This window comes from Oceanobacillus sp. E9 (genome assembly GCF_001741975.1).
GTDB classification, from domain to species: domain Bacteria; phylum Bacillota; class Bacilli; order Bacillales; family Amphibacillaceae; genus Oceanobacillus; species Oceanobacillus kimchii.
The window spans coordinates 670,789-684,260 of record NZ_LSNA01000007.1; the positions used below are offsets into that span (position 1 = coordinate 670,789).

Consider the following 13,472-nt stretch of genomic DNA (forward strand, 5'->3'; position numbering starts at 1 on the left):
ATGACAAAAATAGCACCATCAATATTATCAGCGGATTTTGCAAAACTAGGAGAAGAAATTAAGGAAGTGGAAGATGCAGGTGCAGATTACATCCATGTTGATGTGATGGATGGACATTTCGTTCCTAATATAACAATTGGTCCTTTAGTTGTAGAAGCAATCAGACCAATCACGAACTTACCTTTAGATGTCCACCTAATGATTAAAAATCCAGACGCATATATTTCTGCGTTTGCAGAAGCAGGTGCATCTATTATTACTGTACATCAGGAAGCATGCCTGCATCTACATCGCACTCTACAATTAATTCGTTCATACGGTGTAAAACCAGGGGTGGTTATTAATCCAGCAACACCAGTAGAAACGATTAAACCGATTCTTACAGAAGTAGATCTTATATTAATAATGACAGTTAATCCTGGTTTTGGTGGGCAATCATTTATACAAGAGACAACTTCAAAAATAAAACAATTAGCAGATTGGCGAAAAGAGTATAAACTATCCTATGAAATCGAAGTGGATGGTGGAGTGAATGAAAAAACAGCTGGGATATGTACAGCTAGTGGTGCAGATGTATTAGTAGCTGGGAGTGCAATATTTAATAAGGAAGATCGACAAAAAGCAATCGAAACGTTAAGAGAAAAGGCTAGAGGTTAATGAAAACCATTGGCATAATTGGTAATGGCCCAAAAAATATGCTTCCCGATCTAACTCAATATAATCATGAAATAGATTCATGGATAGGTGCAGATCGTGGAGCACTTTATTTGGCGCAGTCTAATATTCATATGGATATTGCACTTGGCGATTTTGACTCAGTTTCTAACGAAGAAAGACAAACGATAAATAAACATGCCAAGGACGTATTGACTTATTCTCCCGAAAAAAACTATACTGATCTAGAAATTGCCATTCAAATAGCTAGTGAACAGCAGGTGGATCGTATATTACTATTTGGTGTTACTGGTGGCAGACTCGATCATGAGCTGATGAATATTCAATTATTATATCAGTTGCTTCAAAACGATGTTGAGGGAAGAATTGTTGATAAAACCAACCAGATTCAAATGATAGAATCAGGAGAATATACTATCGAAAGTCATGGCTATACCTACATATCTTTTATTGCTTTTACAAATAAAGTAGAAGGATTGACTTTAGAAGGTTTTGAATATCCTTTAACAGAACAAACAATTGAATGGGGATCCTCTTTATGTATTTCAAACAAGCTTAGTCAAAAAAAAGGTACTTTTTCTTTTCGGGCAGGCATACTATTACTAATAAAGAGTTGTGATACGATCCAGTAACCTTATAGATACTGGATGGTAAAACAGGAGGGGTCCTTATTCATGAAATTTTATACGATTAAGCTTCCTAAGTTTGTTGGTGGATTTGTGAAGGTTGTCATAGGTATTTTTAAAAAAGATAAGTGATAAGTAAACAGGCTTTTGTCATTGATGGCAGAAGCATTTTTTTTCATAAAAGTGCAACTTCATTCCGTGTGGGTGTTCTACCTCTAAGGAATATTAGTTGAACGTACTTCAAGAAATCCACATAAAAAACCTTATGCCTTTGGGGCATAAGGTTTTTTGATCATACGATTATCATTGTATATTAGACGCGCTCAACCTTACCTGATTTTAGGGCGCGAGCGGATACATAAACTTTTTTCGGTTTACCGTCTACCATGATACGTACTTTTTGTACATTAGCTTTCCAATTACGCTTGTTGGAATTCATAGCGTGAGAGCGTTGGTTACCACTACGAGTTTGACGTCCAGTTACAACACATTTTCTAGCCATGTTATTCCCTCCTTACTCTATAACTGTCTCAGTATTACTAATTTAATTTACCATATGTAACCTAATAATGCAATTGAATCTTTCACAGATAGGGATTTAACTTACTCTAGTTATCCGGAATATGGGGTAACCAAATTATGGGATAAAGAAAAAAGACTTGACAGATTAAGGTATTTCGTCCATTGTATAAAGGGGAAATTTTGTAAGCACTTATACTTAATCTTAGTACTTGCTTTTAAATTTATTAACGTTGTAGTATAATTTATTCAACTGTCTATCGTTATTATATGTATTTATCTTTAATAATGTCGAATGATAAGAAAAATCGAAATATATCGCTAGAGAATAGGTATAAATTGCCTCCAATTCTAGTTAAGACAATGAAGAAATAACAAGTAAACAACTAAAATTAATTGATTTTTAGCTTAACCATTTATAGGGTGTAGACTACCAACTTCTATATGAAAGCACGGATTTATAGATAACTATAAAGGAGGAACTATCAATGTCCATTGAATTAAACACAAATGACGGCCAAGTAACGATTACAACTGATGTAATAGCAACAATTGCTGGGGGAACGGCAGTTGAATGTTATGGAATCGTAGGAATGGCTTCAAAAAGTCAAATAAAAGACGGAATTGCTGAAATGTTACGTAAAGAAAATTATTCACGTGGAATAGTTGTCCGTCAAGAAGAAGATAAGTTACATATTGACATGTATATAATTGTGAGTTATGGAACAAAAATTTCTGAAGTTGCTAATAATGTGCAGTCACAGGTGAAATATACATTAAGCCAATCATTGGGATTATCAATTGACTCTGTCAATATTTTTATTCAAGGAGTTCGTGTAGCGAAAGATTAATTGCTACAGTTTATGAGGAGGAAATAGAGTGGCGATTGAAAAAATAGATGGCACAATGTTATCACAAATGGTGCTTTCCGGAGCACATCATCTTTCAAATAACGCTAAGAAAATAGATGCTTTAAATGTATTTCCTGTACCAGATGGAGATACGGGCACGAATATGAATTTGTCGATAACTTCTGGCGCTAATGAAGTAAAAAAACAAGAAACCAATCATGCATCTGATATTGCTAATGCATTTGCAAAAGGATTACTGATGGGTGCGCGCGGAAATTCTGGAGTTATATTATCGCAAATTTTTCGTGGCTTTGCGAAAGGAATGGAAACCAAAGAAACATTATCTGTTAAAGATTTAGCGAAAGCGTTTGACGGTGGAGTTGCAACTGCGTATAAAGCAGTTATGAAACCGGTAGAAGGTACGATTCTAACAGTAGCAAAAGATTCTGGAAAGAAAGCAATGGATATTGCAGATCAATATACGGATATCATCGAGTTTATGGAAGAAGTATTAAAAGAAGCTAAAGCGTCATTAAAACGTACACCAGATTTATTACCTGTTTTAAAAGAAGTTGGTGTCGTAGATTCAGGTGGACAAGGACTAGTAACGATTTATGAAGGGTTCTTAGCTTCATTAAAGGGTGAGGAACTTCCAGAAGATGATGCTTCTAATGTGAATATGGATGAAATGGTAAATGCGGAACATCATAAAGTCACACAAGACTTTATGGATACGTCTGAAATAATTTATGGATATTGTACAGAGTTTATGGTTAAGTTTGAAGACGATAAACTAAAGCAAAATCCATTTAACGAAGATGACTTCCGTAATGAACTTAGTGAGTTAGGTGATTCATTACTCGTTGTTTCAGATGATGAAATCGTAAAGGTACACGTTCACTCTGAAACACCAGGGACTTGTATGAACTTAGGGCAACGATATGGTAGTTTGATCAATATGAAAATTGAAAACATGCGTGAACAGCATACTGCCATTGTTGGTGATAAGAAAAAAGAAAAGCCAAAAGAAAAAATAGAATTTGCTATTGTAACGGTCGCAATGGGTAGTGGGTTAAAAACATTATTTGAGAGTCTTGGTGTAGCGGTAGTTATTGAAGGTGGACAAACGATGAACCCAAGTACGCAAGATATAAATGAGGCAATTAATCAAACTAATGCTAAAAATGTAATTGTTTTACCAAATAATAAAAATATATTAATGGCAGCAGAACAAGCAGCAGAAATTGCTGATGTAAATGTCCGTGTAGTCCCAACAAAAACAATTCCTCAAGGAATTAGTGCGGTATTATCATTCCATCCGGAAGTAGATATTGATGAAAACAAAGCAGTGATGGAAGAAGCTAGTCTACAAGTAAAAACAGGGCAAATTACGTATGCAGTTAGAGATACAAAAATTGATGGTTTGACGATAGAAAAAGGTAGCTTCATGGGGCTTAATGAAGGAAAAATTGTGAACACAAACAAAGATCAGTTAGAGTCAGCAAAATCATTAATAGAAAAATTGGTAACAGAAGAAGATGAATTATTAACTATTCTTTATGGAGAAGATGTTGATGAAGCAGAAGTTGAGAAATTAACAGCTTTCATTGAAGATACCTACGATCTTGAAGTAGAGATTCATGATGGAAAACAACCTATATACTCTTATATCTTTTCTGTAGAATAATATTTAAAAACAGGCGATGGGAAATATCCTTCACCTGTTTTTATTATGAATTTGTGTTAATAATAAAATAAGCTGCTGATACATACAGCAGCTTATTTTTATAATTAAATACCTATTACTTTTAATGCAAACTCCAAGAAAAATAATCCTGAAATAATTAGCAATGGTTTTGAAATTTCTTCTTTTTTACCTAAAGCCCATTTTACAATCGGGTAAGCAATAAACCCAAAAGCCATTCCATCCCCAATACTATAAGTAAAAGGTATCATGACAACAATTAACAGAGCTGGAATACAATCTGCAAGTTGCTGTAAAGGTAAATGCTTTATATTCTGTGCCATAAGAAAGCCGACAATAATCAAAATAGGACTAATTGCTGTATTAGGAACTAAAGATATCCAAGGGATGAATATAATCGTAGCCAGGAACAATATTCCTGCAGTGATTGCCGCTTTCCCTGTTTTTCCTCCTGATGCAATTACCGCAGCATTCTCAGCACTCGAGACCGTTGGAGATGTTCCAAACAAAGCAGATGTCAGTGAAGATGTTGCTGTAATTCGAAATGCTTTTTTATACCCTTTTTGTTTATCCAACATATCGAGTTGACCGTTTAATATCCCCATATTCTCAAATATAAGAATTAGTGATAGCGTAAATATAGCCAGCCAGAAGGATATATCTCCAATAGCTTGAAAAGAAGGTATAAACACCAATTCGCTTAGTTGGAAATTAATCGAACTAGCCTGTCTCGTTTCAACGCCAGTTACTAACGCAATCACAGTACCGATTACCATTGTTATTAAAAAATTAGCTGGAACATTTTTAACAAACAGGAAAATAGCAATAAATAAGGTAACTAAACCAGTAATCACTGTAGGTGATGTAAAATCTCCAATCGCAATTACGGTGCTATCTCCACTAATGACAATCCCGCTTTTTTCTAAACCGATAAGAATTAAGAAAAATCCTAATCCGACAGTAATAGCATGTTTTAATGAGTCGGGAATTGCTTCCTTTAGGATACTCCCTAAACGAGTAAATGCGGTAATGACAAATATAAGACCGGCAATCCAAACAACGGCTAAGCCTTCTTGAAATGAGAAGTTGTTATTACCGATAATAGAATATGCAAATAATGCATTTATACCCATTCCAGGAATAAGTATAAGAGGAAGTTTACCAAATATCCCCATTATCATCGTTCCAACAAAACTGGCCATGATTGTAGCAATCATTCCAGTTTCTAAAGAAACTCCTGCCTCACTTAAGATAGACCCATTCACAATAACGATATAAACAGTTGTAAAAAAGCCAATTACTCCAGCAATGATTTCCTTTCTTAATAAATCATGTTGCTCCATAATAAACCTCTGCAATCATGCTGTCCCTCTCCCGCCCGATAAAGACCATATGCTTTATCCACAAAGAAATATTATAGTGACAGAAAGAAGGAAAGTCAAATTTACCTTAGTATTAGAAAGTATGTTCGTTTTGATTCATGAATAATATAGGGATTTTTGTTATAATGTTGATGTAAGAAGAGCTTAATAAAGTAAAAATAGGCGGTGACAACACATGAAATATAATTCAGTGTTTGATATAATCGGCCCGGTTATGGTTGGGCCATCTAGTTCACATACGGCAGGTGCTGCTCGAATAGGGAAAGCTGCGAGGAACCTTTTTGGAAAACAGCCAAAATGGGCGAAAATTCATCTATATGAATCTTTTGCAAAAACGTATCGTGGTCATGGAACTGATTTTGCATTAGCCGGAGGATTATTAGGATTTGAAACAGATGATCCTCGTATGAATGACGCGTTAAAAATTGCAAAAGATCAAGGGTTAGATATCGAATTTATAGAAGATAGTGCTTCAGCAGATCATCCCAATACTGCTCGTCTTATAATTGGTGATGAAAATGACCAACAAGAACTAATGGGAATTTCAATTGGTGGAGGAAAAGTTGAAATTACTGAATTAAATGGTTTTGAATTGCGATTGTCTGGAAATCATCCTGCAATTTTAATTATGCATAATGATCGATTTGGTGCAATCGCTTCAGTTACAAGGATACTTGCAAAACACGAAATAAACATTGGACATATGGAAGTTAACCGGAAAGATATTGGAAAAGAAGCTTTAATGGTAATTGAAGTCGATCAAAATATAGAAGATCCAATACTAAAAGAATTAAAAGCAGCAGATCATATTATTTCAATTTCAAAAATTGTAAGTTAAGTTTGGATGAATGGATTTCAAAGGAGGGTTTGACGATGTTTCGAACAGTTAAAGAATTAGTTGATATAGCAAACGAAAAACAAATACCGATATCAGAAGTAATGATTTTGCAAGAGATGGAAGTAAAAGAACAATCGAGAGACCAAGTCATGGCTGAAATGGAAAAGAATCTCCAAGTTATGGAAAATGCGATTGATGATGCGTTAAAAGGTGTAGAATCTGTAACAGGATTAACAGGTGGAGACGCTGTTAAAGTACAAAAATATATGAAAGAAAAAACACCTTTATCTGGAAATTTAATGATGGATGCGGTAAGTAAGGCAATGGGAACCAATGAAGTGAATGCGGCAATGGGAATAATTTGTGCGACACCAACTGCAGGTAGTGCAGGGTGTGTGCCAGGTACACTATTTGCGGTAAAAGAACAGCTCAATCCTAGTCGCGAGGAAATGATCCGTTATTTATTTACCTCGGGAGCATTTGGTTTTGTTGTAGCAAATAATGCATTTATTTCGGGCGCAGCTGGAGGCTGTCAAGCAGAAGTAGGTTCAGCTGGTGCGATGGCATCTGCTGCTATAGTCGAAATGGCTGGAGGAACACCAGAACAATCTTCACATGCATTTGCAATGACATTAAAAAACATGCTGGGATTAGTTTGCGACCCTGTAGCAGGTCTGGTAGAAGTTCCTTGTGTTAAACGTAATGCAGGCGGATCTTCATTAGCAATAGTATCTGCTGATTTAGCTTTAGCAGGTGTAGAAAGTAGAATTCCTTGTGATGAGGTTATTGGAGCGATGTACCGTATTGGAAAACAAATGCCATCTAGTTTACGTGAAACGGGAGAAGGTGGGTTAGCTGATACACCAACTGGTCGTTTATTAAAAGAGAAAATATTTGGGGTATCCGTGTAAAGAGAGTGTGATTTAAGTGGTACAAAAACCTGTAACAGAAGTAAAAGGAATTGGAGAAAAAGTTGCCGAGCAATTAGCGACGATGAATATTTTTACTGTAAAAGATATGTTGGAATATTTTCCGTATCGATACGATATTTTCGAAAAAAAACCGCTACATGAGTTAATTCATGATGATAAAGTAACGATAGAAGGGAAAGTGGTCCATGACCCTTCCCTTACTTTTTATGGTAGAAAAAAATCTAGACTTTACTTTAACGTAGAAGTTGATGGTGTAGCTGTAAAAGCTGTCATGTTTAATCGTTCATTTGCTAAAAAACAAATAACACAGCAAAGTTGGATTACCTTAACTGGGAAATGGGATGCGCACCGTCTGCAAATAACGGTCAGTAACTATCAATTAGGAAGAATGGAAGAAAAAAGCTCTATTAAACCAATTTATTCCGTTAAAGGTGATTTTACATCATATAAACTTCAAAAACTTATCCATCGTACATTAGAAGATTCTCTAACAGAAATTAAAGAAATACTCCCGGCTAAGTATTTAGATCAATACAAATTACCCAGTCGTGAGAATGCGGTTAAAACAATGCATTTTCCAAAAAATCGTGTGGAGTTGAAGCATGCCAGAAGGAGATTTATATATGAAGAATTTTTGCTTTTTCAATTAAAAATGCAACTATTTCGTAAGAAACAGCGTGAATCTACAACTGGTAATCGTCAAGATTTTGATCATGAGAAATTGATATCTTTTATAAAGAGCTTTCCGTTCGAATTGACCCACGCACAAAATCGAGCGCTTAAGCAAATATTAAATGATATGAAAGATCCATATCGGATGAATCGTTTGCTTCAAGGGGATGTTGGTTCAGGAAAAACGGCTGTTGCTGCAATTTGTTTGTACGCATCCGTGACATCTGGTCAACAAGGGGCGTTGATGGTGCCTACAGAAATATTAGCAGAGCAACATTTTCAATCCCTTCAGCAAATGTTTGGAGTTAGAGCTAAAATTGCTCTATTAACTGGTTCTGTAAAAGGAAAAAAGAGAAAAGAACTGACTGAAAAAATTGAAAATCAAAAGATAGATATTGTTATAGGTACACATGCATTAATTCAAGACGATGTTTTTTTTAAAAACTTAGGATTAGTAATTGTAGATGAGCAGCATCGTTTCGGTGTAGAACAAAGGCGGGTGTTACGCGACAAAGGTTTATACCCAGATGTTTTATTTATGACAGCCACGCCAATTCCTAGAACACTCGCAATAACAGCTTTTGGTGATATGGATGTATCAGTAATTGATCAACTTCCTTCAGGACGAAAAGAAATAGAAACGTTATGGGTTAAAGCCAATACCTTTGATCGTATATTAGACTTTGTGAGAAAGCGTGTGGATGAAGGCGAGCAAGCATATGTAATAAGTCCGCTCATTGAAGAATCAGATAAACTAGATATACAGAACGCAGTAGAATTATATCATCAGCTCGAAGCTTATTACTCTGGAGATGTTCAAATTGGATTAATGCATGGGCGATTAGCCACAAATGAAAAAGAAGAAGTTATGCGTCAATTCGCGGAAAATAAAACTCAAGTACTTGTCTCTACAACGGTAGTCGAAGTGGGTGTGAATGTTCCGAATGCGACAATAATGATTATTTATGATGCAGAGCGTTTTGGATTGTCGCAACTACACCAATTAAGAGGAAGAGTAGGCCGTGGAGAGAAACAAAGTTATTGTATTCTTATTGCTGAACCAAAAGGAGAAATTGGAAAAGAACGTATGCGAATTATGACAGAGACTACAGATGGATTCGAGTTGTCAGAACAGGATTTACAGTTACGAGGGCCTGGGGATTTTTTTGGGAAAAAACAAAGTGGTATGCCGGAGTTTAAAGTAGCTGATATGGTGCACGATTATCGAGCGCTAGAGACGGCGAGGGAGGATGCATCGATAATTATTGAAAATGACCTTTTAGAGGAGAAAAGTTATCAAGATATTCGTTCCCTTTTAGAAGAAGAAATAGATCGAATGGAAAAATTGGATTAATAGATAGCTTGCATAAATAAGCTGGCTATTATATATTACTATTAGTACCAAGTCTTAAATTTGAATGAAAGATAGTTGATGCAGATGAAAAGATCGAAAGTTGAACGTCAGAATATGCTTAAAGAAAAAATAGAATTAACTCCTTTTGTAACGGATGAGCAATTAGCAAAAGAATTCCAAGTAAGCATTCAGACGATTCGTCTGGATCGGATGGAATTAGCTATTCCAGAGCTAAGAGAGAGAATAAAACACGTGGCCACCAATCAATGGAATGAAACAGTTAAGGCTTTGCCTTTAGAGGAAGTCATTGGAGAAGTGATTGATTTAGAGCTAGATGAACGTGCTATATCGATTATGGATATTACGCCAGATTTAGTATTTTCTAGAAATAAAATAGCTCGTGGACATCATTTATTTGCCCAAGCAAATTCACTTGCAGTCGCTGTTATCAATGATGAACTTGCTTTAACAGCAAAATCAAATCTTAAATTTACGAGACAGGTAAATGAAGGTGAACGTGTTATTGCAAAAGCTATCGTAAAAGGAAAAGACACTCGAGATCGGACAATTGTAGAAGTGAATAGCTACGTAGAAAATGAACTTGTATTTACAGGTGAATTTTTTATGTTCCATTCTAGTAATGAAAAAGGAGAAATTTAACATGCGCTTAGCGATAGATGCGATGGGCGGAGACCATGCGCCAAAAGAAATTGTTCTTGGTGCAATGGATGCTGTAAAGGAATTAGATGTTGAAATCACTTTATATGGTGATAAAGATCAAATTACTCCCCATCTAACAAATGATAAAAATATTACAATTGTACATACAGAAGAAGTAATTACGAGTGAAGATGAGCCAGTCCGTGCAGTTCGGAGAAAGAAAAATGCTTCGCTAGTATTAATGGCAAATGCAGTTAAAGAAAAAGAAGCTGAGGCGTGTATATCTGCTGGGAATACTGGGGCCTTAATGAGCGCAGGGCTATTTGTAGTTGGAAGAATTCCTGGTATCGATCGACCAGCTCTTAGTCCAACATTACCAACGGTTGACGGTAAAGGGTTTTTAATGCTTGATGTCGGAGCAAATGTTGAAGCTAAACCAGATCACTTATTGCAATACGCAATTATGGGCTCCATTTATTCTGAAAAGGTAAGAAAGATCCAACAGCCAAGAGTAGGGCTTCTAAATGTAGGAACAGAAGACGGTAAAGGTAATGAACTTACAAAGAAAGCATTTGAATTATTGCAATCTGCACCAATTAATTTTGTGGGGAATGTAGAATCGAGAGATATTTTAAGCGGCGTTGCTGATGTAGTAGTAACCGATGGATTTAGCGGAAATATTGCGCTAAAAACGATTGAAGGAACAGCGGAAACAATTTTCACCCTCTTAAAAGGAACGTTAATGTCTTCTACCAAAACAAAATTAGCTGCCGCATTAGTGAAGAAGGATTTGGGAGGACTAAAAGATAAGCTTGATTACTCTGAATATGGAGGCGCGGGCTTATTTGGACTTGCTGCTCCGGTAATTAAAGCACATGGTTCTTCCAATGCAAGAGCAATCTATAATGCTATTAAGCAAGCAAAACATATGGTGGAATTTAATGTAACACCAACGATAGCAACTACAATTGAATCTATTGGGAATGTAGAGGAGGAATAAATTTGAAAAAAGTAGCATTCATGTTTCCTGGCCAAGGATCCCAAACTGTCGGGATGGGTAAGGAATTATACGATGCAAATCCAAAGCTCCAAGAACTTTATTTAGAAGCAAACCAAATATTAGGTAAAGATATTCAACAATTAATGTTTGAAGGTCCTGAAAATGAGTTAACTCAGACAGAAAATGCACAACCAGCTCTATTACTTACGAGTGTAGCTATTCAAAAGTTACTTGAGGATCGCGGTGTAACTCCTGTAATGACAGTTGGGCATAGTTTAGGAGAATATAGTGCACTAGTTGCTTCAGGGGCATTTACTTGGCAAGATGCCTTGTCATTGGTTCAAATTAGAGGTCGTTTAATGGAAGCAGCATTTCCAAAAGGACAGGGAACGATGGCTGCAGTACTAGGTCTTGATGCAACTACAATTGAAGCTGCTTTATTAGAAATTACAGATCAAGTGGTTGATATTGCTAACTTAAATTGTCCTGGACAAGTTGTTATTTCTGGATCTATTGAAGGTGTAGAACAGGCAACTATTCTCTTAAAAGATAAAGGGGCAAAACGAGTACTTCCCTTAAATGTAAGTGGACCATTTCATTCTAAGCTAATGAAAGCAGCAAATGATGAATTTGCTACTTATTTAGATAAAGTGGAAATAAGTGATGCAAAACCACCAGTATATGCAAATGTATCAGCAAGTGCTACTTCAAGTAGTGGAGAATTAAAAGGGTTACTGTTAAAACAACTATATTCACCAGTTAGATTTGAAGAGTCAATAAATCAAATGATTGAAAACGGTGTAGATGCTTTTGTAGAAGTTGGGACAGGGAAAGTATTATCGGGTTTAGTGAAAAAAATTAATCGTAGAATGCCTACATTTGCAATTCAAGATCAGGCATCACTCGATAAATTTATGGAATGGTATGAGGAGGATGCATAAATGCTACAAGGAAAAAATGCGATTGTAACAGGAGCTTCTCGAGGCATAGGTAGATCTATTGCACTGGAACTTGCAAAACAAGGTGCAAATGTAGTGGTGAATTATGCAGGAAGTGAAGCTAAAGCAGAAGAGGTAGTTCAAGAAGCAATAAGTTTTGGTGTCCGTTCTTTCAAAGTTCAGACAGATATCTCAAACGAATCAGAAGTAAAGGAAATGATGAAGTCTGTTACCAACGAATTGGGTTCTATTGATATTCTTGTGAACAATGCTGGAATCACAAAAGATAATCTTTTGATGCGGATGAAAGAAGATGAATTCGATCAAGTAGTACAAACAAACTTAAAAGGTACGTTTTTATGTACAAAGGCAGTAACGCGTCAAATGATGAAACAAAAGTCTGGCAGAATTATAAATGTAGCTTCTATAGTAGGAGTGAGTGGAAATCCAGGACAAGCAAATTATGTTGCTGCAAAAGCAGGAGTAATTGGATTAACAAAAACAACAGCAAAAGAATTAGCGTCTCGAAATATTTTAGTGAATGCAGTAGCTCCAGGATTTATTTCTACGGATATGACTGATCGATTAAGTGAAGAACAACAAGATTCACTCTTAAATCTTGTGCCATTAGAACGCTTTGGTAAACCGGAAGATGTAGCAAGAGTTGTTCGTTTCTTAGCAACAGAAGATGCCAATTATATTACTGGTCAAACCATTCATATTGACGGTGGTATGGTGATGTAATACAATGACATAGCTAAAGTTTTAGCTATAGTATGAGGTATATGTATAATCTTTGAAAGGGGGTGAAGGAAGTGGCAGACGTATTTGATCGAGTAAAAGAAATTATAATTGATCGCCTTGATGTGGAAGAAGCTAAAGTAACCATGGAAGCATCTTTTAAAGAAGATCTAGATGCAGATTCTCTAGATGTGGTGGAGCTTGTTATGGAATTAGAAGATGAATTCGATATGGAAATCGCAGATGAGGATGCTGAAAAAATAAATACAGTAGGTGATGCTGTAGATTACATAAACAGCAAAGCTTAAGTGAATATTTGTTTACTCAGAGGTTGGGATATAATAAAGAGATTTAGTTTAAAGGCGAACAATCGTATAGCATAACGAAAGAAATATACGTTAATCCTTAGAGGAGGGACATGTCTTCTCTAAAGAAAAGCGAAGTATTCTTTAAAAGTTATGTTTTAGTTTACCTTTATTTAAATTCTCTTGTTGTCTCAACCTTTTATCTTTTAATGTAAAAGTTTTTGGGACCACCTAGCTAAAGCTCTAAGTTTCCGACTAGAAGAAAACAAATTCG

General features: G+C 35.8%; 15 protein-coding genes. 13 read left to right on the forward strand and 2 right to left on the reverse strand.

The window, feature by feature from the left end:
• From rpe to spoVM, 3 genes are read left to right on the forward strand one after another with little or no spacing between them, the layout of a single operon-like run.
• The gene (gene rpe / locus AQ616_RS12885) at positions 1-657 is read left to right on the forward strand and encodes a ribulose-phosphate 3-epimerase (RefSeq protein ID WP_069685950.1); all 657 of its coding nucleotides are present in this window, start codon (positions 1-3) and stop codon (positions 655-657) included.
• Positions 657-1,307, forward strand: a complete 651-nt coding sequence (locus tag AQ616_RS12890) for a thiamine diphosphokinase (RefSeq protein ID WP_017796628.1) — start codon at positions 657-659, stop codon at positions 1,305-1,307. The genes rpe and AQ616_RS12890 overlap by 1 nt, the downstream gene beginning before the upstream one ends.
• Positions 1,308-1,349: 42 nt before the next feature.
• Positions 1,350-1,433 (forward strand): stage V sporulation protein SpoVM, encoded by an 84-nt coding sequence (gene spoVM / locus AQ616_RS12895; protein WP_011065914.1) that lies wholly within the window; start codon positions 1,350-1,352, stop codon positions 1,431-1,433.
• A gap of 181 nt (positions 1,434-1,614) precedes the next feature.
• On the opposite strand, the gene rpmB is transcribed toward spoVM, so the two are convergent.
• On the reverse strand, positions 1,615-1,803 hold the full coding sequence (rpmB, locus tag AQ616_RS12900) for a 50S ribosomal protein L28 (RefSeq protein ID WP_010649390.1): 189 nt from the start codon (positions 1,801-1,803) through the stop codon (positions 1,615-1,617).
• Between the two features lie 505 nt (positions 1,804-2,308).
• Between rpmB and AQ616_RS12905 the strand changes: the two genes are divergently transcribed.
• The gene (locus AQ616_RS12905) at positions 2,309-2,671 is read left to right on the forward strand and encodes an Asp23/Gls24 family envelope stress response protein (protein WP_069685951.1); all 363 of its coding nucleotides are present in this window, start codon (positions 2,309-2,311) and stop codon (positions 2,669-2,671) included.
• Positions 2,672-2,699: 28 nt separating this feature from the next.
• Positions 2,700-4,358, forward strand: coding sequence for a DAK2 domain-containing protein (locus tag AQ616_RS12910; protein ID WP_069685952.1), 1,659 nt, complete (start codon positions 2,700-2,702; stop codon positions 4,356-4,358).
• Positions 4,359-4,462: 104 nt separating this feature from the next.
• On the opposite strand, the gene AQ616_RS12915 is transcribed toward AQ616_RS12910, so the two are convergent.
• A complete protein-coding gene (locus AQ616_RS12915; RefSeq protein ID WP_069685953.1) occupies positions 4,463-5,719 on the reverse strand; it encodes an NCS2 family permease in 1,257 nt (418 codons plus the stop codon).
• A 214-nt stretch (positions 5,720-5,933) separates the two neighbouring features.
• Between AQ616_RS12915 and sdaAB the strand changes: the two genes are divergently transcribed.
• The 8 genes from sdaAB to acpP all read left to right on the forward strand — a co-directional run bounded on the left by sdaAB (position 5,934) and on the right by acpP (position 13,201).
• Positions 5,934-6,596, forward strand: coding sequence for an L-serine ammonia-lyase, iron-sulfur-dependent subunit beta (sdaAB, locus tag AQ616_RS12920; RefSeq protein ID WP_017796632.1), 663 nt, complete (start codon positions 5,934-5,936; stop codon positions 6,594-6,596).
• Positions 6,597-6,631: 35 nt separating this feature from the next.
• Complete coding sequence (gene sdaAA, locus AQ616_RS12925; RefSeq protein ID WP_017796633.1) at positions 6,632-7,507, forward strand: L-serine ammonia-lyase, iron-sulfur-dependent, subunit alpha; 876 nt, start codon at positions 6,632-6,634, stop codon at positions 7,505-7,507.
• Between the two features lie 16 nt (positions 7,508-7,523).
• Positions 7,524-9,554, forward strand: coding sequence for an ATP-dependent DNA helicase RecG (gene recG, locus AQ616_RS12930; protein ID WP_069685954.1), 2,031 nt, complete (start codon positions 7,524-7,526; stop codon positions 9,552-9,554).
• A gap of 84 nt (positions 9,555-9,638) precedes the next feature.
• Positions 9,639-10,214 (forward strand): transcription factor FapR, encoded by a 576-nt coding sequence (gene fapR, locus AQ616_RS12935; RefSeq protein ID WP_026133763.1) that lies wholly within the window; start codon positions 9,639-9,641, stop codon positions 10,212-10,214.
• 1 nt (position 10,215) lies between these two features.
• Positions 10,216-11,214: a phosphate acyltransferase PlsX gene (gene plsX, locus AQ616_RS12940; RefSeq protein ID WP_017796636.1), complete on the forward strand. Its 999-nt coding sequence runs from the start codon at positions 10,216-10,218 to the stop codon at positions 11,212-11,214.
• A gap of 2 nt (positions 11,215-11,216) precedes the next feature.
• Positions 11,217-12,155 carry an ACP S-malonyltransferase gene (gene fabD / locus AQ616_RS12945; protein ID WP_017796637.1) on the forward strand — a complete coding sequence of 313 codons (939 nt, stop codon included), beginning with the start codon at positions 11,217-11,219 and terminating at the stop codon, positions 12,153-12,155.
• Entirely contained in the window at positions 12,156-12,896 is a 741-nt protein-coding gene (gene fabG, locus AQ616_RS12950) for a 3-oxoacyl-[acyl-carrier-protein] reductase (protein WP_017796638.1), read from the forward strand.
• 71 nt (positions 12,897-12,967) lie between these two features.
• The gene (gene acpP, locus AQ616_RS12955; RefSeq protein ID WP_017796639.1) at positions 12,968-13,201 is read left to right on the forward strand and encodes an acyl carrier protein; all 234 of its coding nucleotides are present in this window, start codon (positions 12,968-12,970) and stop codon (positions 13,199-13,201) included.
• Positions 13,202-13,472 lie beyond the last annotated feature (271 nt).